At 69.7% G+C, this 25,816-nt stretch carries 20 protein-coding genes; 6 read left to right on the top strand and 14 right to left on the bottom strand.

Annotated elements, in window-relative coordinates; genetic code table 11:
- Nucleotides 1–28: 28 nt before the first annotated feature.
- From ACFIF2_RS19785 to ACFIF2_RS19800, 4 genes are all read right to left on the bottom strand, one after another.
- Complete coding sequence (locus ACFIF2_RS19785; RefSeq protein WP_395574392.1) at nucleotides 29–2,314, bottom strand: hypothetical protein; 2,286 nt, start codon at nucleotides 2,312–2,314, stop codon at nucleotides 29–31.
- Between the two features lie 156 nt (nucleotides 2,315–2,470).
- Nucleotides 2,471–2,890 carry a DUF6113 family protein gene (locus ACFIF2_RS19790; RefSeq protein WP_395574394.1) on the bottom strand — a complete coding sequence of 140 codons (420 nt, stop codon included), beginning with the start codon at nucleotides 2,888–2,890 and terminating at the stop codon, nucleotides 2,471–2,473.
- Nucleotides 2,887–3,756 (bottom strand): N-acetyl-1-D-myo-inositol-2-amino-2-deoxy-alpha-D-glucopyranoside deacetylase, encoded by an 870-nt coding sequence (gene mshB / locus ACFIF2_RS19795; protein WP_395574396.1) that lies wholly within the window; start codon nucleotides 3,754–3,756, stop codon nucleotides 2,887–2,889. Before mshB ends, ACFIF2_RS19790 begins: the two co-directional genes overlap by 4 nt.
- A gap of 128 nt (nucleotides 3,757–3,884) precedes the next feature.
- Nucleotides 3,885–4,079 carry a hypothetical protein gene (locus ACFIF2_RS19800; protein ID WP_029393692.1) on the bottom strand — a complete coding sequence of 65 codons (195 nt, stop codon included), beginning with the start codon at nucleotides 4,077–4,079 and terminating at the stop codon, nucleotides 3,885–3,887.
- Nucleotides 4,080–4,276: 197 nt separating this feature from the next.
- Between ACFIF2_RS19800 and ACFIF2_RS19805 the strand changes: the two genes are divergently transcribed.
- On the top strand, nucleotides 4,277–6,391 hold the full coding sequence (locus tag ACFIF2_RS19805; RefSeq protein ID WP_395574398.1) for a prolyl oligopeptidase family serine peptidase: 2,115 nt from the start codon (nucleotides 4,277–4,279) through the stop codon (nucleotides 6,389–6,391).
- Between the two features lie 128 nt (nucleotides 6,392–6,519).
- Here ACFIF2_RS19805 and ACFIF2_RS19810 read toward each other — a convergent pair whose 3' ends face one another.
- Genes ACFIF2_RS19810 through ACFIF2_RS19830 form a run of 5 tightly spaced genes read right to left on the bottom strand, consistent with a single transcriptional unit; the run spans nucleotide 6,520 to nucleotide 12,139 of the window.
- A complete protein-coding gene (locus tag ACFIF2_RS19810) occupies nucleotides 6,520–7,611 on the bottom strand; it encodes an ABC transporter ATP-binding protein (RefSeq protein ID WP_395574400.1) in 1,092 nt (363 codons plus the stop codon).
- Complete coding sequence (locus ACFIF2_RS19815; RefSeq protein WP_395574402.1) at nucleotides 7,604–8,587, bottom strand: ABC transporter ATP-binding protein; 984 nt, start codon at nucleotides 8,585–8,587, stop codon at nucleotides 7,604–7,606. The genes ACFIF2_RS19810 and ACFIF2_RS19815 overlap by 8 nt, the downstream gene beginning before the upstream one ends.
- Nucleotides 8,588–8,595: 8 nt before the next feature.
- Entirely contained in the window at nucleotides 8,596–9,576 is a 981-nt protein-coding gene (locus ACFIF2_RS19820; RefSeq protein WP_395574404.1) for an ABC transporter permease, read from the bottom strand.
- Nucleotides 9,569–10,492 (bottom strand): ABC transporter permease, encoded by a 924-nt coding sequence (locus ACFIF2_RS19825; protein WP_395574406.1) that lies wholly within the window; start codon nucleotides 10,490–10,492, stop codon nucleotides 9,569–9,571. The genes ACFIF2_RS19820 and ACFIF2_RS19825 overlap by 8 nt, the downstream gene beginning before the upstream one ends.
- A gap of 9 nt (nucleotides 10,493–10,501) precedes the next feature.
- Nucleotides 10,502–12,139, bottom strand: a complete 1,638-nt coding sequence (locus ACFIF2_RS19830; protein ID WP_395574408.1) for an ABC transporter substrate-binding protein — start codon at nucleotides 12,137–12,139, stop codon at nucleotides 10,502–10,504.
- Nucleotides 12,140–12,652: 513 nt separating this feature from the next.
- Between ACFIF2_RS19830 and ACFIF2_RS19835 the strand changes: the two genes are divergently transcribed.
- The 5 genes from ACFIF2_RS19835 to ACFIF2_RS19855 all read left to right on the top strand — a co-directional run bounded on the left by ACFIF2_RS19835 (nucleotide 12,653) and on the right by ACFIF2_RS19855 (nucleotide 18,753).
- Nucleotides 12,653–13,678: an ABC transporter permease gene (locus ACFIF2_RS19835; RefSeq protein ID WP_395574410.1), complete on the top strand. Its 1,026-nt coding sequence runs from the start codon at nucleotides 12,653–12,655 to the stop codon at nucleotides 13,676–13,678.
- 80 nt (nucleotides 13,679–13,758) lie between these two features.
- The gene (locus ACFIF2_RS19840) at nucleotides 13,759–15,516 is read left to right on the top strand and encodes an ABC transporter substrate-binding protein (RefSeq protein WP_395574412.1); all 1,758 of its coding nucleotides are present in this window, start codon (nucleotides 13,759–13,761) and stop codon (nucleotides 15,514–15,516) included.
- Between the two features lie 105 nt (nucleotides 15,517–15,621).
- Nucleotides 15,622–16,602 (top strand): ABC transporter permease, encoded by a 981-nt coding sequence (locus ACFIF2_RS19845; RefSeq protein WP_395574414.1) that lies wholly within the window; start codon nucleotides 15,622–15,624, stop codon nucleotides 16,600–16,602.
- Nucleotides 16,603–16,648: 46 nt separating this feature from the next.
- On the top strand, nucleotides 16,649–17,686 hold the full coding sequence (locus ACFIF2_RS19850) for an ABC transporter ATP-binding protein (protein WP_395574416.1): 1,038 nt from the start codon (nucleotides 16,649–16,651) through the stop codon (nucleotides 17,684–17,686).
- Nucleotides 17,687–17,712: 26 nt separating this feature from the next.
- Entirely contained in the window at nucleotides 17,713–18,753 is a 1,041-nt protein-coding gene (locus ACFIF2_RS19855; RefSeq protein ID WP_395574418.1) for an ABC transporter ATP-binding protein, read from the top strand.
- 187 nt (nucleotides 18,754–18,940) lie between these two features.
- Here the strand turns inward: ACFIF2_RS19855 and ACFIF2_RS19860 are convergent, their stop codons facing one another.
- The 5 genes from ACFIF2_RS19860 to ACFIF2_RS19880 all read right to left on the bottom strand — a co-directional run bounded on the left by ACFIF2_RS19860 (nucleotide 18,941) and on the right by ACFIF2_RS19880 (nucleotide 25,240).
- Complete coding sequence (locus tag ACFIF2_RS19860) at nucleotides 18,941–20,062, bottom strand: ABC transporter ATP-binding protein (RefSeq protein ID WP_395574420.1); 1,122 nt, start codon at nucleotides 20,060–20,062, stop codon at nucleotides 18,941–18,943.
- 72 nt (nucleotides 20,063–20,134) lie between these two features.
- Nucleotides 20,135–21,196, bottom strand: coding sequence for an ABC transporter ATP-binding protein (locus ACFIF2_RS19865; RefSeq protein ID WP_395574422.1), 1,062 nt, complete (start codon nucleotides 21,194–21,196; stop codon nucleotides 20,135–20,137).
- A 15-nt stretch (nucleotides 21,197–21,211) separates the two neighbouring features.
- Entirely contained in the window at nucleotides 21,212–22,189 is a 978-nt protein-coding gene (locus ACFIF2_RS19870; RefSeq protein ID WP_395574424.1) for an ABC transporter permease, read from the bottom strand.
- 99 nt (nucleotides 22,190–22,288) lie between these two features.
- Entirely contained in the window at nucleotides 22,289–24,085 is a 1,797-nt protein-coding gene (locus ACFIF2_RS19875; RefSeq protein ID WP_395574426.1) for an ABC transporter substrate-binding protein, read from the bottom strand.
- 111 nt (nucleotides 24,086–24,196) lie between these two features.
- Entirely contained in the window at nucleotides 24,197–25,240 is a 1,044-nt protein-coding gene (locus tag ACFIF2_RS19880) for an ABC transporter permease (protein WP_395574428.1), read from the bottom strand.
- Nucleotides 25,241–25,816 lie beyond the last annotated feature (576 nt).

A 25,816-nucleotide genomic window follows, 5' to 3' on the forward strand; every position in this document is an offset into this window, starting at 1 on the left:
CGCCGGGCGCCCCCCTCGTTCCGGGGCGTCAGCTCGGGTCGGTCTCGATGACCGCGACGCGGTCGGTGCTGCTCCTCAGGGCCTGGCGCAGGGCGCCGTAGACGTCCTGCGGGGTGACGGGCGTCTTCTCACCGTTGGCCCGGGTGATGAGCACGCCGTCGAACGCCCCGCCGTAGAGGTCCTCGAGGGCCTTCAGGTCGGGCTTGTCGACCAGCTTGCCGTTGACGGCCGTGACCTTCAGGAACTTCCACAGGGACTTCTCGGGGCTCATCGGGACGGAGTGCGCGGCGTCGGTCCGCACGGTGACGTTGGCGGACATCGCCGGTTCGGCGAACTCCTTCATCATCCGGTCGACCTCGGCCTTGGAGACCGTGGGCTGCTGAGTGGTCGTCGGCACGTTCACCGGGGTGGCGGTGCCCGTCTCCACCTGCGCGCGGTACGCGGCCCGGACGGCCTCGGTCGACCTGGCGACGTCGATGCCCTTGCCCGCCTTGCCGTACACGGGCACGGCCTTGCCGGACTCGAACCTGATGGTTCCCTCGGTCACCGACCCGGCCCCGCCGGCGGCGTCCTGGAGGGCGGCGTGCAGCTTCTCCTCGTCGACGGGCATGACCGGGTCGACGACCCGCTTCTGGCCGAAGAGGGTGCCGAACACGGAGACCGGGTTGTAGTCGCTCTTCGCCGCCGCGCTGGCCGTGGCCTGCGCGTCGAGCTGGAGCCCCGCCTGGTCCGGCTTCAGGGAGACGGTCTCGCCGCCCACCGTCAGCTTGAGCGGCTTGCCCGCGCGGGCACCCAGGACGTCGTCCAGCTTCTCGACGGCGTCGTCGCGGGTGCCGCCGCCGATGTCGACGCCGAGCACGGTGGTGCCCTTGGGCACGTCGGAGCGGTTCATGAGCAGGCCGGCGCCGTAGGTGACACCGGCGATCACGACCAGGCCGCCGACGAGCAGCGGGAGCTTGCCGCGCCCCTTCTTCTTGGCGGGCTTGGCGGAGCTCGCCGGGGGCGTGGAGACCGGCTCGGGCAGCTTGGGGGGCGTCTGCGACAGCGGACCGTCGCCGGGCCCGCCCTGGAAAGGCGCGTTCCGGTCGGTCGGCACGACGGGGATGCCGCTGGTGACGGTGTTGCCGGAGACGTTGTCCGGGTTGCCGTGGCCGGGGGCGCCGGGCCCGGGTACGGGCTTCTGCGGGGTGAGGATCGCGGTGTCGTCACTGAGCCCGCCGCCGGGACCGCCGTGGGCGGCGCCGGGGGCCTGGGGCCTGCCGGGAGCGGCCGGAGCGCCGGGGCCGCGCAGGCCGCCCGGGCCGGGGCCGCGCTGTCCGCCCGGCGCGCCGGGCATCCCGGGTACGCCGAGACCGCCGGCCGGCGGTGGCGCCAGCGGGCTGTCGCCGGTGACCGGGCCGCCCGTCGGGCCCGCGGGGCCGCCCTGGACGCCGTACGGGGACTGCCCGTTGGGGCCGCTGTGCGCGCCGCCGGGGCCCGCGGTCCGGTCGTCGTGACCGCCCTGGCCGCTCCCGCCGGCGTACGGCAGGTCGTCGCGGCGCGGCTCGCCCGCGTCGGCGCCCGGGCGGGTGCCGTTGCCGGTGCCGCCGTTGCCCAGCGGGCCTCCCGCCAGGGCCTCGGTCACGTCGAAGGAGCCGGTGCCGCCACCGTGACCGGGCGCCACGGGTCCGCCCGTCGCGCCGGAGCGTCCGGCGCCGCCGCCGGGTCCGGGCCGGGAGCCGCCCGGCACGCTCATGGAGCCGACGACGCCACCGGGACGGCCACTCCCGCCGCCCGGTCGCGCACCGGCACCGGCACCGGGGGTACCGGCGCCCGGGCCCGCGGGCCCCGCGCCGGGCGCGCCCTGCGCACCGGCCGCCGCTCCCGAACCGCCCGGCGCGCCGGCGCCGCCCGCGGAGCCGCCGCCCTGAGCACCCTTGGCCGGGCCGGACCTGCGCGGCGCGAACCAGTCGCTGGTCGGCTTGTCGTCGGCCGGCTGGGCGGGCTCGGCGGGAGCCTCGGCGGCGCCCGAGGGCGCGGCGGAGCCCGGCGCGGGCCGCTCGTCGCTCACGGCGCCGGAGGAGTCGTCCTCGGCGTCCGCGACGGGCTTGCGCACGACGACCGGCGGGATGGGCCGCGATCCGGGGATGTTGATCCGGATCCGGGTCGTCAGCGTCGTCTCGGTCTTGCGCTCCTCCGGCCGCGAGGCCGAACGGCCCGCGTCCGCACCGGCGTCGGAAGCCGCGGGCGTCCCGTAGGGCGGGGTGCCCGAGGGGTATGCGGCTCCGCCGCGCCCGTGGGGCCCGGAGGACGGACTGTCAGTTTCACGACTCAAGGCAGGTTCTCCCGGTTGGCTCCGCCGCCCGGCACACCAGAAAGCGGGCGGCCCGGCGGCGCGCACCACCATACTGGCCACTTCTCGCGCGTATCCCGTGACCGCCGGGGAAACCCACACCGGACTCGCACGCGGGGGCCGCGGCGAAGCAGTACGTCACTTGCGAAGTCGGCCGGGGCCGCCGTCCGGTTGCCGCAGCGGCGCGAGGGTGGCGCACATCACAGCGATGGCGATCCCGCCGAGCAGGAAGAGATAGGAGCCGCTGCCGGCGGCGAAGAGGAAGTCGCCCTCCGGGCGGCTGGTGGTGAGCAGGACCACGACGAGCGCCCAGCCCGCGGCGGGGGCGACGGCACCGCCGCGGCGGCCCACGGCCCGGCCCGCGCCGACGCACAGGCCCGCCTCCGCGGCCAGCGCGAGCAGCAGCCCGCCCGGGAACCACGCCGGCTGGAGCAGCGCTCCGGCCACCCCGGCCACGGCCCCGAGAACGAAGAGCCCGAGGTAGAGGGCGGCCCGCCCGAGGGACGGCGCGCGCAACGGCCGGGCCAGGGCCGAGGCCGGCTCGGTACGGCCGCTCACGACGCCTCCTCGACGCCGAGCCCGGCGAACAGGTCGCTCTCGCGCCCGTCCGCCGCGCGCTCGCCGCGCACCAGTTGGTAGTACTCGGTGGTGAACAGCGGCTGGGCCAGGTCGTTCGAGAGGGCGAAGTACGGCTCGGCGACGGTGATCTGGGTGGCGTGCGCGCGCATGGCGGCGGCCTTGGCGGCGTGGGTGAAGCCCTCGCCGCGGATCTCGGTGGTGATCAGCTCGTCCTCCACCACGCCCGGCACGTCCTCGAGGCCGGCCGCCTTGTCGAAGGGCAGGCCGGGCAGTTCGTCGCCCAGGCGGGCGAAGGCGTCCTCGGCGACGGTGCGCGGCACCCGGTTCCAGTAGACCTTGTCGACCGGGCACCCCTCCTCGGCCGCCAGCTCCACCGCCCTCATGGCGATGCGGTGGGTCTGGATGTGATCGGGGTGTCCGTATCCGCCGTCGGGGTCGTAGGTGACGAGGACCTGGGGGCGCACCTCGCGGATCACCTCGACGAGGAGGCCGGCGGCCCGGTCGACGTCGGCCTGCCACAGGCAGCCCGGGTCGTCGTTGTCGGGCAGGCCCATCATCCCGGAGTCGGCGAACCGCCCCGGTCCGCCCAGCAGCCGGACGTCGTCGACGCCGAGCGCGCGCATCGCGGCCGCCAGTTCCTCCCGGCGGTGCCCGCCCAGCGCGGGCCCGCTCAGGTGGGCCAGCTCGGGCGGGACGACCTCGCCCCGCTCGCCGAGGGTGCAGGTCACCAGGGTCACGTGGACGCCCTCGGCCGCGTACCTGGCCATGGTGACGCCGTTGTTGATCGACTCGTCGTCCGGGTGCGCGTGCACCAGCAGCAGACGCCGGGCGGGGAGTTCCGTCATGAGCCCCACCCTATGAGGCCGCGCGCCCGTCCCCGTAACGAGGGAGACCGTCCGGGGGACCTCGCCGAGGTGCCACACCACCGAGGGAGCGAGGCGGCCCCGGACGCCCGAAGGCGCCGGCCCGTCCGTCAGAAGTTGATGCTGCCGATCATCCCCGCGATGTTCGTCGTCAGCTCACTGATCGTGGGCGCGACGGTCGAGGAGGCCAGGTAGAAGCCGAGCAGCATGCACACGACCGCGTGCCCCGCCTTCAGGCCCGACTTCTTGACCAGCAGGAAGACGATGATCGCCAGCAGCACAACCGCCGAGATCGAGAGTGCCACGGCGGCTCACCTCCTATAAGCCCAGGGACATGGGGGGGTCGGACGCAGTAGGACGCGGTCGAACCTCGGGGCAGATAAATCCACGCGACGGGCACCTGGTTGGTACCCACTCTGCGCTAGTGATCATAACTATCCGTGCGCGCGCATCTCTCGGCGCACGGCCGCACAAGGGGGCGCATGGCCAATATGGTCAGGGCATGACGACCGAGTCCGACTCCTTCCCCAAACGGCACGCCCGCACCCAGCGGTTCACGCTCGGCGCGCCGCGTTCGTTCACCGTGGCGCCCGACGGTTCACGGGTCGCCTTCCTGCGCTCCGGCACCGGTACGGACCGGGCCAACTCCCTGTGGGTCCTCGACGTCGAGGAGGGCGCGGAGCGCGTGGCGGCCGACCCGCGCGCCCTCCTGGGCGGCGCCGAGGAGCACCTGTCGCCGGAGGAACGGGCGCGGCGCGAGCGCAGCCGCGAGGGCGGCGCCGGCATCGTCGGGTACGCCACCGACGCCGCCGTCGAGCTGGCGTCCTTCGCCCTGTCCGGGCGGCTCTTCGCGGCCGAGCTGCGGGCCGGCACGGCGCGCGAACTGCCCGTCCCGGGGCCGGTGATCGACCCGCGCCCCTCCCCCGACGGCCGCCACATCGCCTACGCCGCCGGGGGCGCCCTGCGGGTCGTGGGCGCCGAGGGCGACGGGGACAGGGCGCTGGCCGAGGCGGAGGAGGAAGGCGTCACCTACGGTCTCGCCGAGTTCATCGCCGCCGAGGAGATGGGCCGCGTCCGGGGCTTCTGGTGGAGCCCGGAGTCGGACCGACTGCTGGTGGCACGCGTGGACGACACGCCGGTGAGCCGGTGGTGGATCTCCGACCCGGCCCACCCCGAACGTGATCCACAACACGTCCCCTACCCGGCGGCGGGCACCGCCAACGCCGACGTACGGCTGTTCCTGGTCGGGCTGGACGGGGGGCGCACGGAGGTTCTCTGGGACCGGGCCCGGTATCCGTATCTGGCGCGAGTGCACTGGTCAGCGGCGGGTGCGCCGCTCCTTCTCGTCCAGGCGCGCGACCAGCGCAGCCAGTTGTTCCTGGCCGTGGACACCACCTCGGGGACGACCCGGATGGTGCACGCCGACGAAGATCCAACTTGGCTGGAACTCTTCCCCGGTGTGCCCTGCTGGAGCCCCTCCGGGCAGCTCGTGCGCGTCGCCGACGAGGGGGGCGCGCGGGTGCTGGCCGTCGGCGAACGTCCGCTCACCGGAGCCCTGCTGCATGTGCGCGCGGTCCTGGACGTCTCGGACGACGACGTGCTGGTTTCCGCCTCGGCGGGCGAGGAGGCCGCCGAGCCGGAGACCGGCGAGGTGCACGTGTACCGGGTGAACGAACTCGGCGTGGAGCGCCTGTCGCGGGAGCCGGGCGTGCACTCGGCGGTCCGCGCCGGGGACGTGACCGTTCTCGTGTCCGCCACGCTCGGCCGGCCGGGTGCGCGGGTGCGGGTTCTGCGGGACGGCAAGGCGGTGGCGACGGTGGCCTCGCACGCCGAAGACCCCGATTTGTCCCCGCGCGTGACGCTCACCCAGGGGGGCGCACGCCGTGTCCCGTGCGCCGTGCTTATGCCAACGGACTACCACGGTGACACCCCCCTGCCGGTCCTCATGGACCCGTACGGTGGCCCGCACGGCCAGCGCGTGGTGGCGGCGCACAACGCCCACCTCACCTCGCAGTGGTTCGCCGACCAGGGGTTCGCCGTGGTCGTCGCCGACGGGCGGGGCACACCGGGACGGTCCCCGGCCTGGGAGAAGGCCATCAAGGACGACGTGGCCGCCGTCGTGCTCCAGGACCAGGTGGACGCGCTCCAGGCCCTCGCCGCCGACTTCCCGCTGGACCTGAACCGCGTCGCCGTCCGCGGCTGGTCCTTCGGCGGGTACCTGGCGGCGCTGGCCGTCCTGCGCCGGCCGGACGTCTTCCACGCCGCCGTCGTCGGCGCCCCGGTCACCGACCTGCGGCTCTACGACACCCACTACCAGGAGCGGTACATCGGTCACCCCGGCGAGCAGCCGGAGGTCTACCGCCGCAACTCGGTGATCGACGACGCCGGCCTGGTGGACGCCGCCGAGCCGCACCGGCCCATGATGATCATCCACGGGCTCGCGGACGACAACGTGGTGGTCGCCCACTCGCTGCGCCTGTCCTCGGCCCTGCTGGCCGCCGGCCGCCCGCACGAGGTGCTGCCGCTGTCCGGCGTCACGCACATGACCCCGCAGGAGTCGGTCGCGGAGAACCTGCTGCGGCTCCAGGTGGACTTCCTCAAGCGGGCCCTGACCTGACGTCACCCGCACGCCCCGACCGCTTTAACACGCGGGCAACTTCACCGAAGCGGTACCGATATACGGACCGGGCACGCTGTTCAGCGTACGGCCGTGCGGGTGCCGTTAGCGGGCCGGGGAGCGCCATGTCACCCCGGCCCGCTGCCGTTCCCGGCGCCGTCCGCGTCCGTCCCGGGGTCCGTCCCGGACTCCTTCTCGGGCGGCACGACCCGCTTCTCCTCCGCGAAGTGGCACGCCGAGTCGTGGGCGGCGGGACCGGTGGTGTGCCGGAACTCGGCGGGCACCGCGAGCGCCGGGACCTCCAGGGCGCAGCGCTCCCGCGCCTTCCAGCAGCGGGTGCGGAAGCGGCAGCCGGAGGGGATGTTCGTCGGGGACGGCACGTCGCCGGTCAGGATGATCCGCTCGCGGTGTTCCCGGGCCTGCGGGTCGGGGACGGGCACGGCGGACAGCAGCGCCTGGGTGTAGGGGTGCGTCGGGTGGTCGTAGATCTCGGCGTCCCTGCCGGTCTCCACGATGCGGCCCAGGTACATCACGCCGACCCGGTCCGAGATGTGCCGCACGATCGACAGGTCGTGCGCGATGAAGATGTAGGACAGGTCGAACTCGTCCTGGAGGCGGCCCATCAGGTTGATCACCTGGGCCTGCACGGACACGTCGAGGGCGGAGACCGGCTCGTCCGCGACGATGATCTCCGGGCGCAGGGCGAGGCCGCGGGCGATGCCGATGCGCTGGCGCTGCCCGCCGGAGAACTGGTGGGGGTAGCGGTTGATGTACTCCGGGTTGAGGCCGACCACGTCCAGCAGGTGCTGGACCCGTGCCCGCCGGTCGCCCTTCGGCGCCACCTCCGGGTGGATCTCGTACGCCTCGCCGATGATGTCGCCGACCGTCATGCGGGGGTTGAGGGAGGTGTAGGGGTCCTGGAAGACCATCTGGATGTTGCGGCGTACGGCCTTGAGCGCGCGGCCGGACAGCCGGGTGATGTCCTCGCCCTTGTAGCGGATCTCGCCGGCCGTCGGCTTCTCCAGGCTGACCAGCATCTTGGCGACCGTGGACTTGCCGCAGCCGGACTCGCCGACGATGCCGAGGGTTTCCCCGCGGTCCAGGTCGAAGTCGACGCCGTCGACGGCCTTGACGGCGCCGACCTGCTTCTTGAAGAGGATGCCGGTGGTCAGCGGGTAGTGCTTGACGAGGCCCCTGACCTGAAGGATCGGCTCAGCCATGCAGGCACTCCCTCCAGAAGTGGCAGGCGCTGCCCCGCCGCGCGCCGGTCTCCGTCACGTCGTAGAGGGGCGGTACGTCGGTGCGGCAGACGTCCTGGGCCATCGGGCAGCGCGGGTGGAAGGCGCAGCCGGGCGGGATGCGGGTGAGGTTGGGCGGCAGGCCCTTGATGGCGTACAGCTCCCGGCCCTTGTGGTCCAGGCGCGGGATCGACTCCAGCAGGCCCCGGGTGTACGGGTGGGCGGGCGCCTTGTAGATGTCGTGGACGGGGGCCGTCTCGATGATCCGGCCCGCGTACATGACGGCGATCTTGTCGGCCACGTCGGCGACCACGCCCAGGTCGTGGGTGATGAGGATCAGGCCCATGCGCAGTTCGCGCTGGAGTTCCGCGAGGAGGTCCATGACCTGGGCCTGGACGGTGACGTCGAGGGCGGTGGTCGGTTCGTCGGCGATGATCAGCTTGGGCTCCAGGGCCATCGCCATGGCGATCATGATCCGCTGGCGCATGCCGCCGGAGAACTGGTGCGGGTACTGCCGCACCCGCTCATTCGCGGCCGGGATGCGGACGCGGTCCATCAGCTCCACGGCCTTGGCCCGGGCGTCCTTGCGGGACATGCCGCGGTGCACGGTGAACATCTCGCCGAGCTGGTCGCCGACGGTGAGGACGGGATTGAGCGAGGACAGCGCGTCCTGGAAGATCATCGCCATCTCGGCGCCGCGCACCTTGCGGCGTTCCTCCTCCTTGAGCTTCAGCAGGTCCCGGCCCTCGAAGAGGATCTCCCCGGCGGTGACGCGGCCCGGCGGCACGTCGAGGATGCCCATGACCGTCTGCGCGGTGACGGACTTGCCGGAGCCCGACTCGCCGAGGACGGCCAGGGTCTCGCCCGCGTCGACGCCGTAGCTGACGCCGTTGACGGCCTTGGCGACGCCGTCCCGGGTGTGGAACTCCACGTGCAGGTCGCGCACTTCGAGCAGCATGCGGCGGCTCACCTCAGCTTCGGGTCGAGGGCGTCGCGCACCGCGTCGCCGAGCATGATGAACGCGAGGACGGTGAGGGCGAGGGCTCCGGAGGGCCAGAGCAGGGCGTGCGGGGCGTTGCGGACGTAGGGGGCGGCGGCGGAGATGTCGATGCCCCAGGAGACGCTGGGCGGCTTGAGGCCGACGCCGAGGAAGGACAGGGTCGCCTCCAGGGAGATGTAGGTGCCGAGCGCGATGGTCGCCACGACGATGACGGGGGCGACGGCGTTGGGCGCGATGTGGCGCAGCAGGAGCCGGGAGTTGGAGGCGCCCAGCGCACGGGCGGCCTGGACGTAGTCGTTCTGCTTGGCGGTGATGACGGAACCGCGGGCGATGCGGGAGATCTGCGGCCAGCCGAGCAGCACGATGAAGCCGATGACCGGCCAGACCGTGTTGCTGGTGATGACGGAGAGCAGGACGAGACCGCCCAGGACCACCGGGATCGCGAAGAAGACGTCGGTGATGCGGGACAGGACCGCGTCCCCCGCGCCGCCGAAGAAGCCGGCGAGGCCGCCGAGGACGCTGCCGAGGACGGCGACGCCGAGCGTGGCGAGGACGCCGACCGCCACCGACGTACGGGCGCCGTAGACGGTGCGGGTGTAGACGTCGCAGCCCTGGCCGTTGAAGCCGAACGGGTGGCCGGACTGGGAGCCTTCCTGGGCCTTGGCCAGGTCGCACTTGAGGGGGCTGCCGGAGGTGATCAGGGACGGCCAGACCGAGATGACGATCAGGAAGAGGATCACCAGGGCGGAGAGGATGAAGACGGGGTTGCGGCGCAGGTCGTGCCAGGCGTCGGACCACAGGCTGCGGGGCTTGTCCTGGGGGCTGCCCCCGTCCGGGCCCGGTGCCTTCTCCAGGGTCACCGCCTCGCTCGCGCCCAGGTCCATCGTCCCGCCCATGCCGGTGCCGGCGATGACACGTTCGGGCTCGTAGGGCTCCTGTTCAGGCATAGCGGATCCTCGGGTCGAGTACGGCGTACAGGAGGTCGACGAGGAGGTTGGCGAGGAGGAAGACGAGGACCAGGACGGTGACGAAGCCGACGACGGTCTGGGTGTTCTGGCGCAGGATGCCCTGGTAGAGCTGGTAGCCGACGCCGTGGATGTTGAAGATCCGCTCGGTGACGATGGCCCCGCCCATCAGGGCGCCGATGTCGGTGCCGATGAAGGTGACGACGGGGATGAGGGAGTTGCGCAGCAGGTGCCGGGTGACGACCCGGCGGCGCGGCAGGCCCTTGGCGATGGCGGTGCGGACGTAGTCGGAGCGCCGGTTCTCCGCGATGGAGGTACGGGTCAGCCGGGTGACGTACGCCAGCGACACCGAGGCGAGGACCAGGCCGGGGACGATCAGCTCGCCGAAGGCCGCCTCGGAGGAGACGGCCGGGTCGATCCAGCCCCACTTGACGCCGAGCAGCAGCTGGAGGAGGAGGCCGGTGACGAAAGTGGGGACGGAGATGACCACCAGCGTGAGCAGCAGGACGCCGGTGTCGACGGGCCGCCCGCGGCGCAGGCCGGTGACGACGCCGAGGACGATGCCGACGACGATCTCGAAGAGGACGGCGATGAGGGTGAGCCGGATGGTCACCGGGAACGCCGTGCCCATCAGCTCGGTGACCGGCTGGCCGTTGAAGGCGGTGCCGAAGTCGCCGGTGAAGACGTTGCCCATGTAGGTCAGGTACTGCTGCCACACGGGCTGGTCGAGGCCGAACTCGTGCCGCAGCCGGGCGGCGGTCGCCGGGTCGCACTCCCGGTCGCCGCAGAGGCCCGCGATGGGGTCGCCCATCACGTTGACCATCAGGAAGATCAGCAGCGTGGCCCCGATGAAGACCGGGATCATCTGGAGCAGCCGCCGGACGACGTAGCGTCCCATGGCGCCCCCTCAGCCGACCTTGATCTCGTTGTAGACCGGGACGCTGAACGGGTTGAGCTCCACGTCGGACAGGCGGTCCGAGTAGCCGGCGCTGCCGTTCTGGTACCAGAGCGGGATGGCCCCCATCTCGTCCCTCAGGACCTCCTCCGCCTGCTGGAAGAGGCCGATGGCCTTGGCGGTGTCGGTCTCGGCGTTGGCCTGGTCGACGAGGTCGTCGAACTCCTTGCTGGACCACTTGCCGTCGTTGGAGGAGGCGTTGGTGTAGTAGAGCGGCTGGAGGAAGTTCTGGATGAGGGGGTAGTCCATCTGCCAGCCGGCCCGGAAGGGACCGCTCATCTTCCGGTCGGTGATCTGGCCCCGGAAGTCGGCGAAGGTGCCGACCGGGTTGCCGACGCAGGCGCGGTCGTTGTCCAGGGCGTTGTTGATGGAGTTGCAGACCGCGTCGACCCACTGCTTGTGGGAGCCGGTGTCGGCGTTGTACGTGATCTTGACCTGGCCGCCGGGGAGGCCACCGCCGTCCTTGATCAGCCGCTTGGCCTCGTCGGGCTTGAACTCGCACGCCTCTCCGCACAGACCGGCCTTGTAGCCGCCGTCCTCGCCGAGGACGGGCGAGGTCCAGTCGGTGGCCGGGGTGCGGGTCTGCTGGAAGATCGTGTCGGTGATCTGCTTGCGGTCGATCGCCATGGACAGGCCCTTGCGGACCTTCTCGGAGCCGGGCTTGTTCCAGTCGTCGTCGTAGAACGGGAACGCGAGCGTCTGGATGATGCCGGCCGGGGTGTTGATGTAGCGGTCGCCGAGGTCGCTCTCGACGTTCTTGAGCTGGGCGGCGGGGACGTCGTCGACGAGGTCGAGGTTGCCGGCCATCAGGTCGGTGTAGGCGGTGTTGTTGTCGGTGTAGACCTTGAGGTCGACGCCTCCGTTGACCGCCTTGTCCGGCCCGGGGTACTGCTCCCACGTGCGCAGGGACATCTGGGAGCCGCGGGCGTAGTTGTCCACCATGTACGGGCCGTTGCCGACGGGCTTCTTCAGCCAGGCGTCGTGGTCGTCGAAGAAGGCCCGGGGCAGCGGCGCGAAGGCGGGGTAGCCGAGGGTGTCGGGGAAGGTCGAGAACTTCTGGCTGAGCTTGACGGTGAAGGTGAGGGGGCCGGTCACCTTCAGCCCGGAGAGCGTCTCGGCGCTCTGCTCGCCCCCGTCCTCGGGGTGGACCTTGTCGTAGCCGTCGATGTAGGCGAAGAAGTACGCGTTGCGCTGGTTGTTCTTCAGGCTCGCGCCGTAGTTCCAGGCGTCCACGAAGGACTGGGCGGTGACCTTCTCGCCGTTGCTGAAGGTCCAGCCGTCCTTGACGGTGACGGTGAAGTTCTGCGAGTCGGTGGTCTCGATCTTCTCGGCGAGCATGTCCTGCGCCTCGCCGGTCTTCGGGTCGTACTTCTTCAGCCCCCGGAAGATCATGTCGAGCACCTTGCCGCCCTGCACCTCGTTGGTGTTGGCCGGCTCCAGCGGGTTCTGCGGGTCACCCCAGGAGGAGCTGAGCACCGCGCCGGCGTCTCCGCCGCCCTCTCCACCCCCGCCCCCGCCTCCGCAGGCCGCTGTGGCGAGGACTACCGCCGCCGCGCATGCGGCCCATGTGGCGTGCGTGGCTCCGCGCATGGAGTGCCTCCTCGTGCCCTGACTCGTCCGACTCGTTCGCTGACTCGTCCGCTGATCCATTACCGGCCAGCATCAGGGCAAAAGGTGCACATCGCACACGCATACCTCCCTTTGGAGGAACCCCACAACCTCCCACGAGTCATGGAACGGCCGCCGGAGCGGACACCCATAACCCGCACCGAAGGATTCGAGGCGGCTGCGCAACGGATCTTCACCATCCGATGCGGAACCGTTGGATTTCGAACCCTCGACGTACACATTTCGACGACCCGGCGTCCGCATAACGAACACCTTGACCGATTAGTCCAGTTGGCCCTATTTAAGACACGGAATGATCACAGCATGCTACACGCGTAGCTATGGTTCCCCCAAGCAACGATCAAGAAGGTAAAGAGAAAGCCAAGCCGAACGGGATTTTATTGACCTTGAACGAATTGCGTTGAAAAAGTCCGGCGTAGCCCGTAGGGGGACGCCCTGCGGAGTCATTCAGCCCCTCCTTGGGCCAGGAGCACCATGACCCTCCCCACTCCATCAGCGGCCGCCCCGCTCGAGGTGACCGACGACAGCGTCGTCACGTCACCCACGCCCTCCCCCCGGGGCAGCGAGAGCCGCTCCCCCGGGCGCCTGGCCTGGACCCGCTTCAAGCGTGACAAGACGGGCGTCGTCTCCGCGTGCATCGTGGTCTTCTTCTTCGTGATCGCGCTCACGGCTCCCCTGATAGCCAAGCTCTACGGCAAGAACCCGTACACCACCTACGCCAGTGAGCGCCCCGAGCTGCTGGACCCCTTCTCCTACCCGGCCGGCCCCAACGGCGGGATGAGCGGCGAGTTCTGGTTCGGCATCGAGCCGCAGCTCGGCCGGGACGTGTTCACGTTCCTGCTGTACGGCATCCGCACCTCGCTGGGCATCGCGGTGGCCGCCACCCTGCTCACCGCGGTCGTCGGCGTCGTCGTGGGCATCACGGCGGGCTACCTCGGCGGCAGGACCGACTACTTCGTCAGCCGGGTCATCGACATCCTGCTCTCGTTCCCGTCCACGCTCTTCTTCATCGCCTTCATGCCGGTGGTCTACGGCCTGTTCGTCGCGGACGACGAGAACGTCCCGACCTCGCTGCGCGCCGTCTCGCTGATCCTCGTGCTGTCGGCCTTCGGCTGGGCGTCCCTCGCCCGGCTGCTGCGCGGCCAGGTGCTCGGCCTGCGCGAGCGGGAGTTCGTCGAGGCGGCCAAGGTCACGGGCGCGTCCCCGTTCCGGATCGTCTTCAAGGAACTGCTGCCCAACCTGTGGACGCCGATCATCATCCAGTCCACCCTCATGCTCCCGGCGTTCGTCACCGCCGAGGCCGGGCTGGCCTTCCTCGGCGTCGGCATCATCGACCCGACCCCGGACTGGGGCGTCATGATCCAGCGCGGCGCCCAGTTCTACACCGAGGACCTCACCTTCATGCTCTTCCCGGGCGTCTCGATGGTGATCTTCGTACTCGCCTTCAACCTCCTCGGCGACTCGGTGCGTGACGCGCTCGACCCCAAGTCCAAGCGCTGACCCCTCCGTTCCACCCCGGCTCGTTCGACGCCGTCCGGCCGGCCGTCCCGTCCCGTTCGTCCTTCTCTGGCAGGTGCCTCATGTCTTTCTCCCGTAGGAACTTCCTCATAGCCACCGGTGTGGTCGCGGCTTCGTCCACGGTGCTGACCGCGTGCGGCGGGGACAGCGGCTCCTCCGCCAAGCACGACGGCCCCAAGGTCAGCGGCAGCGAGACCATCGAGATCGCGGTCGGCACCAAGGCCGACTCGGCCGGTCCGGCCCCCGAGGTCAAGGGCGCGGTCAAGGGCGGGACGATCTACTCGCTGGACCAGTTCGACATGGACCACATGGACCCGGCGCAGATCTACGTCTCGACCGAGGCCGCCATCACCGTGCCGATCATGCGTGGCCTGACCGGCTACAAGATCGACGACAAGGGCGTCACCACCCTGGTCGGCGACGCCGCCACCGACGCCGGCACCATGAAGGACGGCGGCAAGACCTGGTCCTTCACCCTGAAGGACGGCCTGAAGTGGGAGGACGGATCGGACGTCACCGCCGAGGACGTCCGCCACACCTTCGAGCGCATCTTCGCCCCGTTCATCACCGAGGGCCCGCGCTACGTGCAGGAGTGGCTGGAGGGCGGCGACAAGTACGAGGGCCCCTACGAGGGCAAGCACCTCGACTCCGTCGAGGTCGACGGCAAGACCATCACCTTCCGCCTGAAGGAAGCGCGCAGCGACTTCAACTTCACGGTGGCCATGCGCGGCTACTCCCTGGTGCCCAAGAAGCTCGACACCAAGGAGAAGTACGACAAGAAGCCGGTCTCCTGCGGCCCGTACAAGATCAAGAGCCGTAGCGTCGGCAAGTCGATGACCTTCGTGCGCAACGAGCACTGGGACCCGCAGACGGACCCGATCCGCAACGCCTACCCGGACGGCTACCACTTCCAGTTCGGGTACGAGCTGGTCGCCTCCACCGACCGCTACATCGCGGACAAGGGCAACGACCAGTACGCGATGTCGATCTTCAACGAGGTCGCCCCCGAGCGCATCGCGCAGGTGCTCACCAACGCCGAGCACAAGAAGCGGGTCCTCACCCGGGTCGACACGGTCACCTACTACTGGCCGATCAACACCACCCGCATCACGGACGTCAAGGTCCGCCAGGCGATCAACTGGGCGTGGCCGCACCAGCAGCTCCAGACGATCAGCGGCGGTGCCTACAGCACCGAGATCGCCACCACCATCCTCAGCCCGGTCACCCCCGGTCACGAGAAGTTCGACCTCTACGGCACGACGAAGAAGCCCGGCGGTGACCCGGCCAAGGCCAAGGCGCTGCTGAAGGAGGCCGGCAAGCTCGGCCAGAAGCTCGTCATCGCCTACCAGTCCTCGGACACGCAGGTGAAGGTCGCCGTCGCGGTCAAGAACGCCCTGGAGGCGGCCGGCTTCGAGGTCGTCAACAAGCAGGTCGACAAGTCGACCTTTTACACCCAGATCGGCAAGATCGACAACGAGTACGACCTGTTCGGCGCCGGCTGGAGCCCCGACTGGCCGAACGGCTACTCGGTCTTCTACCCCTGCTGGCACGGCGACAACATCGGCGACGGCCGCAGCAACTACGCCCAGCTGAACGACACGGGCGTGAACAAGGCGATCGACGCCGCCGCGAAGATCACCGACCCGGACGAGGCCAACAAGGCCTGGGGTGCCGTCGACCGCCAGATCATGGAACTCGCGCCGGTCGTCCCGGACTACCACAAGATCCGCAACTGGATGTACGGATCCAAGGTCGGCAACGTCGTCTACGACGGCGGCAACAACTGCATCGCGCTCTGCAAGCTCTACGCCAAGAAGTAAGCGCGCACGAACCCCGGGGGGCGGTCACCAGCCGTGCGACCGCCCCCTGGGGCCCACCCCCTCCACGCCCCCGGCGACGGCGCCCCGTCCGGAAAGTCACGCCCCATGCTCCGCTTCCTAGTCCGCCGAGTCATCGGCGCGATGGTCATCCTGCTGATCATCAGCGCCGTCACCTTCTGGCTCTTCTACGCGATCCCGCGTGACCCCGCGATGATGTCCTGCGGCAAGAACTGCACGCCGGAAGCCCTGGAGAAGATCCGGCAGAACATGGGCATCGACGAGTCGATCGTCATGCAGTTCTGGCACTGGCTCGTGGGCGTGTTCTCCGGACGCGACTACGGCGGCTACGGCTACTGCGACGCGCCCTGCCTCGGCTACTCGTTCGCCAACAACGAGCCCGTCTTCGGCACGATCATGGACCGTCTGCCGATGACCCTCTCGCTCGCCTTCGGCGCGGCGTTCTTCTTCCTGATCATCGGTGTCGGCGCGGGCATGCTCGCCGCGCTCAAGCAGGGCAAGTTCCTGGACAAGTTCGCCAGCTCGGTGTCGCTGCTCGGCTCCTCGCTCCAGATCTACTTCGTCGGCTACGTCGCCATGTTCTTCCTCGTCTCGGAGCTGGGCATCTTCAGCCAGCCCTCGTGGACGCCGTTCACCGAGAACCCGGCCGCCTGGCTCTCCGGTCTGCTGCTGCCCTGGCTGGTGCTGTCGATCATCTTCACCGCCAACTACACCCGTATGACGCGCTCCCAGATGGTGGAGCAGCTCAGCGAGGACTACGTCCGCACCGCCCGCGCCAAGGGCCTGTCCCGGTCGAACGTCTTCTTCCGGTTCGCCTGGCGGGGCGCGATGGGACCGATCGTCACCCTGTTCGGCATCGACCTGGGCACGCTGATCGGCGGCGCCATCATCACCGAGTCGGTGTTCTCCCTGCCGGGCATCGGCCGGCTCGCGGTGCAGGCCGTGAACCAGAGCGACCTGCCCATGCAGCTGGGGGTCACCGTGCTCGCGGCCGGCGCGATCGTGTTCTTCAACATCATCGTCGACGCGGTCTACGCCCTCATCGACCCGCGGATCCGGCTCGCCTGACCTCCGCCCTCCCTACCCCCTCTGCATCACCTCCTGGAGCGTCCCCGTGACGAGCACCGAACAGCAGCCCTTCCTCTCCGTCAGGGACCTGAAGGTCCACTTCTCCACCGAGGACGGCATCGTCAAGGCCGTCGACGGGCTCTCCTTCGACCTCGCCAAGGGCAGGACGCTCGGCATCGTGGGCGAATCGGGCTCGGGCAAGTCGGTCACCAACCTGACGATCCTGGGCCTGCACGACCGGAACCGCACCGCGATCGAGGGCGAGATCCTCCTCGACGACAAGGACCTGCTCACCGCCACCGAGCGGGAGCTGGAGCGGCTGCGCGGCAACAAGATGTCCATGATCTTCCAGGACGCGCTGGCCTCGCTGTCGCCGTACCACACCATCGGCAAGCAGATCGGCGAGACGTACCGCAAGCACACCGGCGCCTCCAAGAAGGAGGCCCGGGAGCGGGCGATCGAGATGCTGCGCCGGGTGGGCATCCCGCAGCCGGACGTCCGGGTGGACGACTACCCGCACCAGTTCTCCGGCGGTATGCGCCAGCGCGCGATGATCGCCATGGCGCTGGTCTGCGACCCGGAGCTGCTCATCGCGGACGAGCCGACCACGGCCCTCGACGTGACGGTCCAGGCGCAGATCATGGACCTGCTCAAGGACCTGCAGCAGGAGTTCGGCACGGCCATCGTCTTCATCACCCACGACCTCGGCGTCATCGCCGACATCGCGGACGACGTGCTGGTGATGTACGGCGGCCGGTGCGTGGAGCGCGGCACCAAGGAGGAGGTGCTGCGCGACCCGCAGCACCCGTACACGCTGGGTCTGATGAGCTCCATGCCGAGCCTGGACGGACCGGTCGACGTGCCGCTGGAGCCGATCCCGGGTTCGCCGCCCTCGCTGCTCAACCCGCCCACCGGCTGCCGGTTCCATCCGCGGTGCGCCTTCGTGGAGAAGGTCGAGGGCGGACTGTGCTCCTCCGAGCGGCCGCTGCTCGAGGTGGTCGGCGGCCGGGGGTCCGCCTGCCACCTGCCGAAGGAGCAGCGCGAGGAGCTGTTCGCCGACTTCGCCGCGATCCGGCACAACTGACGTACAAGAGACGGGACTTCACCATCATGAGCAACGCGGAAACGCTCCTGGACGTCAGCGGACTGACCAAGCACTTCCCGATCAAGGGCGGCTTCCCCATCCCGCGCACGGTCGGCGCGGTCCGGGCCGTGGACGGCCTCGACTTCACGGTGGGCGCGGGCGAGAGCCTGGGCCTGGTCGGCGAGTCCGGGTGCGGCAAGTCCACGACCGGCCGGCTGATCACCCGGCTGCTGGAGCCCTCGGGCGGGACGATCACGTACCGCGGCCAGGACATCACGCACGCGGGGCGCAAGGCCCTCGCGCCGATCCGGTCCGAGATCCAGATGATCTTCCAGGACCCCTATGCCTCCCTCAACCCCCGGCAGACGGTCGGCAAGATCATCTCGGGTCCGATGGAGATCAACGGCATCGACCCGGCCGGCGGCCGGGAGAAGCGGGTACGCGAGCTGCTGGAGATCGTGGGTCTCAACCCCGAGCACTTCAACCGCTTCCCGCACGAGTTCTCCGGCGGTCAGCGCCAGCGCATCGGTGTGGCACGGGCGCTGGCCCTGGAGCCCAAGCTGATCGTGGCCGACGAGCCGGTCTCCGCGCTGGACGTGTCCATCCAGGCGCAGGTGGTCAACCTGCTCCAGAAGGTGCAGCGGGAACTGGGCATCGCCTTCCTGTTCATCGCCCACGACCTCGCCGTCGTACGGCACTTCTCCCAGCGCGTCGCCGTCATGTACCTGGGTAAGATCATGGAGATCGCCGACCGCGACGATCTGTACGACAACCCGCGTCACCCCTACACGCGCGCCCTCCTGTCCGCCGTGCCCGAGGCCACGGTGGAGGACACGCCCCGCGAGCGCATCCGGCTCGTCGGAGACGTGCCCTCGCCGATCAACCCGCCCTCGGGCTGCCGCTTCCGCACCCGGTGCTGGAAGGCGACGGACAAGTGCGCGTCCGAGGCCCCGCCGCTGGTGCGGGTGGAGGGCAACAAGCCCGGCCACCTGACCGCCTGCCACTACCCCGAGACGGCCGACGTCCCCTCGCCCCGCCTCACCAAGAGCCCCCGGGCGGCTGCCTGACGACACCCCTTTTCCGTCGGCACCGCCCGCGGAAGGGACGCTCCACGGCCCATTGACCCGAGCCCGGACACGTCGCCTTCCAGGGAGACCGAGGGCCCGCGCCTCCCCAGGCACGGGCCCTCGGTCTGTTCACGGGCGGGGCGGGCCGGACTCGGTCATTGCCCGTCCCCCTCCAGCGGGACCGGACTCAGTCCTTGTCCGTCTCCTCCAGCGCGGCCAGCGCCGGGTCCAGCACGATGTCCTCCTCGCGGGCCGCGATCGTCGGCTCCTCCGGGAAGTGGCAGGCGGTCAGGTGACCGTCGAGGTTGCCGTCGATGCGGACCAGCGGGGGCACCTCGCTCGCACACTTGTCCTGCGCCTTCCAGCACCGGGTGCGGAAGCGGCAGCCCGAGGGCGGGTTGATCGGGGACGGCACGTCACCGGCCAGGCGGATGCGCTCGCGCCGGCCGCTCTCGCCCTCCCCCAGGTGCACCTCGGGCACGGCGGACAGCAGGGCGTGGGTGTAGGGGTGGCGGGGGCGGGTGTAGATGGAGTCCCGGTCGCCGACCTCGATCACCTTGCCGAGGTACATGACCGCCACACGCTGCGAGAAGTGCCGGACGACGGCGAGGTCGTGGGCGATGAACAGGAAGGCGATGCCCATCTCGCGCTGCACCTTCTGGAGCAGGTTGACCACCTGGGCCTGGATGGACACGTCCAGCGCGGAGACCGGCTCGTCGGCCACGATCAGCTTCGGCTCCAGGGCCAGAGCGCGGGCGACCCCGATGCGCTGGCGCTGGCCGCCGGAGAACTCGTGCGGGAAGCGGTTGAAGTGCTCGGGGTTGAGACCCACGGTCTCCAGCAGCTCGCGCACGCGCTTCTCCCGGCCGCCGGCCGGGTCGATGCCGTTGATCTCCATCGGACCCGAGATGATCTTGCCGACCGTCTGCCGGGGGTTCAGCGAGGAGTACGGGTCCTGGAAGATCATCTGGATCTCGGACCGGATCGGCGCGAGACCCCTGCGGCTGGCGTGGGAGATGTCCTGGCCCCGGTACGTGATCTTCCCGGCGGTCGGCTCCAGCAGCCGGGTGATCAGCCGGCCCGTGGTCGACTTGCCGCAGCCCGACTCCCCCACCAGGCCGAAGCTCTCGCCGGCGTTCACGGTCAGGTCGATGCCGTCGACGGCCTGGACGTGGCCGACGGTACGCCGGATCGGGAAACCGCCCTTGACCGGGAAGTGCTTGGTCAGGCCCTCCGCCACCAGCAGCGGCTCCCCTGATCCGCCCGCCGCGGCCTCGCGCGGGGCGGGGAGGACGAGGTCTTCTTTCATGACTCCTCTTTCATGCGGCGTTCATGCGGCGGGCTGCTCCCCCTCGTGGGCGTCCCGGACGGTCGGGCGGTCCTACCCCAGCCGGGGCTTGATCTCCTCGGCGAAGATGGTCCGCTTCTGCTCCGCCGTCAGATGGCACGCGGAGGACCGGTCCTCGCCCAGCAGCGGGCGCTCGGTCACGCAGCGGTTGCCGCCGACCCGGTCCTTGAAGGTGCAGCGCGGATGGAAGCGGCAGCCGGAGGGCGGGTTCAGCAGCGACGGCGGGGTGCCGGGGATCGGTTCCAGCGCGGCGCTGAGGTCGGAGTCCAGGCGGGGCATCGAGTTCAGCAGGCCCCAGGTGTACGGGTGCCGGGGCGCCCTGAGCACCTCGTCCGTGGTGCCCCGCTCCACCGCGCTGCCCGCGTACATCACCATGATGTCGTCGGCGACGTCGGCGATGACGCCGAGGTCGTGCGTGATGAAGACGATCGCCGAGCCGAACTCCTGCTGGAGGTCCTTGAGCAGGTCCAGGATCTGCGCCTGCACCGTCACGTCCAGCGCGGTGGTCGGCTCGTCGGCGATCAGCAGGTCGGGGTCGCAGACCAGCGCCATGGCGATCATCGCGCGCTGGCGCATACCGCCGGAGAACTGGTGCGGGTAGTCCTTGGCCCGCTGCGCCGGGTTGGGGATGCCGACCTTGCCGAGCATCTCCACCGCCCGGTTCCACGCCTCCTGCTTGGAGCAGCCGGTGTGCTTGCGGAACGGCTCGGCGATCTGCCGGCCCACCGTGTAGTACGGCGACATCGCCGTCAGCGGGTCCTGGAAGATCATGGCGATCCGGTTGCCGCGCAGCTGCTCCAGCTCCCGCTCGGTGGCGGTGACGAGTTCCTTGCCGTCGAAGACGATCTCGCCGTCGATCGTGGTGGTCCGCGGGTTGTGCAGGCCCAGGATCGTCAGGTTGGTCACGGACTTGCCGGAGCCGGACTCGCCGACGATGCCCAGGGTCCGGCCCCGCTCGACGTCGAAGGAGAGCCCGTCGACCGCCTTGACGACACCGTCCTCCGTGGCGAACCGCACGCTCAGGTCCCGGACCGACAGGAAGCCCTCCGGCCCGGTGGGGGGCGGCGCGTCCTGGGTCTTGGTCAGTGTGGTCACGGGGGTGCCCTCTTCCTAGGAAAGCCGGACGCGCGGGTCGATCCAGGCGTACGCGATGTCGACGAGGATGTTGAGGATCAGGATCATGAAGGCCCCGACCAGCATGACGCCCATGGTCAGCGGCAGGTCCTTGTTGACCGCACCGTCCACCGCGAGCCGGCCGATGCCCTGGAGGGAGAAGGTCAGCTCGGTGACGACGGCGCCGCCGAGCAGGCTGGAGAGGTCGATGCCGAGGATGGTGACGATGGGGATCAGCGAGCCGCGCCAGGCGTAGCGGAAGAAGACGTACTTCTGCGACATGCCCTTGGCGCGGGCGGTGCGCACATGGTCCTCCGCCAGCTGCTCGATGAGCGAGGAGCGCGACATACGGGTGTACTGCGCGGTGAAGATGGTGGCCATCACGACCATCGGGATGGACAGGCCGACGAGCCAGCCGAACGGGTCCTCGGTGAAGGGGACGTACTTGGGGTCCTCCATCAGGCCCGTGCCGTACACGAGGACCATCAGGGCGATCGGGCCGAGGAAGTAGATCTGGAACGAGCTGAGCACCATGGAGGCGCCGGTGGCCACCTTGTCCACGTGCGAGCCGCGCCGGAAGGCGGCGAGCATGCCCGTGCCGAGGCCGACGATCAGGAACACGAGCGCGGCGCCGATGGTCAGCGACACCGTCAGCGGGAAGCGGTCCATGATGGTGTCCCAGACGAGGTCGCCCGAGTAGAAGGACTGCCCGAGGCACGGTGCGGAGCAGTGCCCGGTGGGGAAGTCGCGCCCCATGACGATGCCGGACATGAAGTCCCAGAACTGCTGGGCGACCGGCTGGTTGAGGCCGAGCACCTCACGGATCTCCTCGAGCCGCGCGGCCGAGCAGTCCTTGCCGCAGGCGAGGGACGCGTAGTCGGACGGGCCGGCGACGAAGAGGAAGAACGTCGCGGCACCGATCAGGAACAGGGTGACGGCGGCACCGACCGTGCGCCGGATGATGAACTGAAGCATGGCGGGTGGGCTGCTCTCTGCGGAGGCGGTCGGGAAGATTCACGGAACCCTGGGGGTGCGCTCCGCCTGGTGCGCACCCCCGCAGTCAGCCGTAGAGAGTCACGACTTGAGGAACAGGCCGTTCAGGTCGATGTAGCTGGACTCGGTGCTGTAGCGAGCGCCGCCGACGTTCGAGCCGTAGAGCTGGAACTGCTTCGTGTACCACAGCGGAGCGGCCGGGTTGACCTCCTCCAGGATGTAGCGGTGCGCTTCCTTCCACGTCGCCGCGGCCTCGGTCGGCTCCTGGGTGAGCGCCTTCTTGATCAGCTCCTGGACCTTGGGGTCGTTGATGTGCGAGTAGTTCGGCGAACCGTCGGCGACCTGCTCACCGTCGTAGACCGGCGTGACGACCGTGCCCGGGGACGGCCAGTCCTGGCCCCAGCCCGTGATGTACATGTCGTACGGGTTCTTCAGCTTGCCGATCTGCTCGTAGAAGCTGGCCGCGTCGATCTCCTTGGAGACGACCTCGATGCCGATCTTGGACAGCGCGTCCTCGATGGCGACCTTGTGCTTCTGGCCGGCCTCGTTGTTGCGGTAGGCGAAGACGAGCTTCTTCTCGGCGGCCGGGACGTCCTTGAGGAGTTCCTTGGCCTTCTCGATGTTGCCCGACGGCGTCTTCAGCCGGCCGTACGGGTCGTAGTCCGCCTCGTAGCCCGGCAGGGTCGGGGCGAACAGGTTGGGTGCGACGTCACCGCCGTACGCGCCGCCCTCGCCGGCGATGAGCGACTTGGAGTTGACCCCGTAGGTGATGGCGTCGCGGACCGCCTTGTTCTTCACCCGGTCGAGGTTGAAGGTCAGCGTCATCACGTAGGGCTGGTAGCCCTTGATGGTGCGCTTGTTGACCGCCGGGTCGCTGACGACGTCCTGGATCTGCGTGGCCTCCACGGCCCGGGTGAGCTGGATGGCGTTCTTGGCCTCGCCCTGGTCGGCGATCAGGCGCTTGGTCTGCGTCGACTCGGTCACGCCGAAGTCGAAGTTGTAGCCGTCCACGTACTGGTGACGGACCACGTCGGTCTTCGGGTCCCAGTTCTCGTTCTTGACGAGCTTGAGGGACTTGCCGACCTTGTACTCGGCGATCTTGTACGGGCCCGTGGCGACGGGGGCCTTGTCGTACTTCTCCTTGGTGTCGGTCTCCTCCGGCACGACCGTGTAGCCCGGCATGGCCAGCGTCTGCGGCAGGTCGGGACGCGCGGTGTCGAAGTGGAAGACGACCGTCTTGTCGTCCGGGGTCTCCAGCACGGAGTCCGGCAGGTGCTTGTCGCCGTAGCCGCCGTCGGGCAGGGCGTCGCGGTACTTGGGGCCGCTCAGCCAGGTCTGGAGGTAGGTCGGGCCGTCGAAGATGAACTTCGCGTACTGGCGCTCGACCGTGTGCCGTATGTCGGCGGACGTGATCGGGTTGCCGTTCTGGTCCTTGACGCCGTCCTTGAGCGTGAACGTCCAGGTCTTGCCGCCGTCCGAGGACTTGCCGGAGTCGGTGGCGAGGTCGCCGACGACGGAGACGTTGCCCTGGCCGTCCTCCTGGAAGTTGGTCAGGCCGCGGAAGAGCAGGTTGGCGACCTGTCCGGCGTCGGAGACGTAGATCTGGCCCGGGTCGAGGTGGGTCAGGCCCGCCTCCTCGTAGACGTTGATGGTGCCGCCGGGCTTGGCACCGGGGACCTCCTTGGCCGGACCGGTCGAGGCCGCGGCGTCGCCGTAGGTGACCGGCTTCGCCTGGACCTCGGCCTCCTTCTGGTCCTTCTTCGAGTCCTTGCCGGAGCTGCCGCCGCCCTTGTTCTCCGAGCAACCGGTGAGGACGAGCGAGCCTGCCGCGAGCGCGACCATCACGGCGCGCGCAGTGCGAGAGTTGAACGACTTCATGTGGTGATGCACCTGCCTGTCGGTTTTGTTATCCACTGAGCACTGCTGTGCACTGCCTGACGCGGCGTGAGCCGACGCGGGGGCGGCAGTCCCCCCACCCATGGACCCCTCTTACCGTCCTGACTTGGGGTCGAGGGCGTCCCGCACGGAGTCTCCGAGGAGGTTGAAACACAGGACGAAGACGACCAGCGCCACGCCCGGGAAGAACATGAACGCCGGGTCCTGCTCGGCGACCTTGGCACCGGTGGCGAACATCCGTCCCCAGTCGGGGGTCGGCTCGACGAAGCCGACGCCGGCGAAGGACAGGAACGCGATGCTGAGGATGGTGCTGGGGAGCAGGTAGGTGAACTGGATGAGGATCGGCGAGACCACGTTCGGCAGGATCTCCTTGCGGATGATCCGCCAGGGCGAGGCACCGGCGACCTTGGCCGCCTCGACGAACTCCCGCTCCCGCAGGGACAGCACGGTGGACCGGACCAGGCGGGCCATGCCCATCCAGCCCAGCAGCCACAGCACGATCAGGATGGCCAGCGCCCGGAAGTAGGTGGGCGTCTCGTCGCGCGGGTCGACGAAGAAGGAGGTCACCACCGGCATGAAGGCGATGAAGAAGAGCTGCTGTGGGAAGGAGAGGAAGAAGTCGGTGAACCGGCCGAGGAAGTAGTCGGTGCGGCCGCCGAAGTAGCCGCCCACCAGACCGATGAGGACACCGGTCAGCATCAGCAGCGTGGTCACACCCAGCGCCATGTACAGCGAGGTGCGCATGCCGTAGAGGAGCATGGTGAAGACGTCGCGGCCGAACTGCGGCTCGACGCCGAACCAGTGGTCGCCGGTGACACCGCCGAAGTAGCCGAGCGGCAGCCCGAAGTCGTCGAGGACGGGGTTGTCGGTCGCGTACTCGGGGTCCTGCCCGTACAGGGTGTACGGGTTCTTGCCGTAGAGCTTGGCGATCACCGGTGCCAGCGCGGCGATCAGGAAGTACGCGATCACGATCCAGGCACAGATGACACCGGTCCGGTCGCGCTTGAAACGCAGCCACATCAACTGCCCGGGAGACCGGCCCTCGAGACTGCCGGTCTCGCTCTTGCGGGCCGGCTCCGGTGCGCCGTCGACGGCGGCCGGTGTTCCGCCGCCCTCAAGGTCGATTGGACTTGTCACAGTTCGCCCATTTCACAGGTGTGGGTGTGCCGAACCGTCGACCGGCGCAGGGTGTGCGCGATCGCGGAACGGATCATGATGAAGCGTCGGGATGTCCCGGGGACGCGGGAGGAAACCCGCAGCCGGACGCGCGTAGCCGGATGCCCGGACGTCAGCGGCCGGCCCCGCTCCTCAGGGGCGATCGCCGTCCGACGGGGCGAACTCGGGGGCGACGGACCCAGTGACCCACCTGGTGCTCGTGACACCGCGCATGGGGCTCCTCCTCATGACTTCACGTGTTCACCGACAGGAGAGGGCGCACGCCTTGCCTCCGACACCCCTGACGGAAGCTCAGGCACCCCCTGGTGCTCGTGAGTCGGCACTGTCCCCACAGTGCGAGACCCATTGACCCGAGCGCTACGCGGCTAACTATCTGCCATGAGCAGAAGGACCGACCACCGTCTTTAAATCTCAATTCAGTCACGGCTCACGTCTAGATCTTCCAAAATCTGGACAAACTGTTCGCGACGAGAAGGCCGCGAAACGGACGTGTTACATGGCTATCGGGCGTTGATCTCCGCATGCCGGACGCCGGGC

Origin of the sequence: Streptomyces sp. BK79 (assembly GCF_044142145.1) — a bacterium.
In the GTDB taxonomy this organism is placed as follows: Bacteria; Actinomycetota; Actinomycetes; order Streptomycetales; family Streptomycetaceae; genus Streptomyces.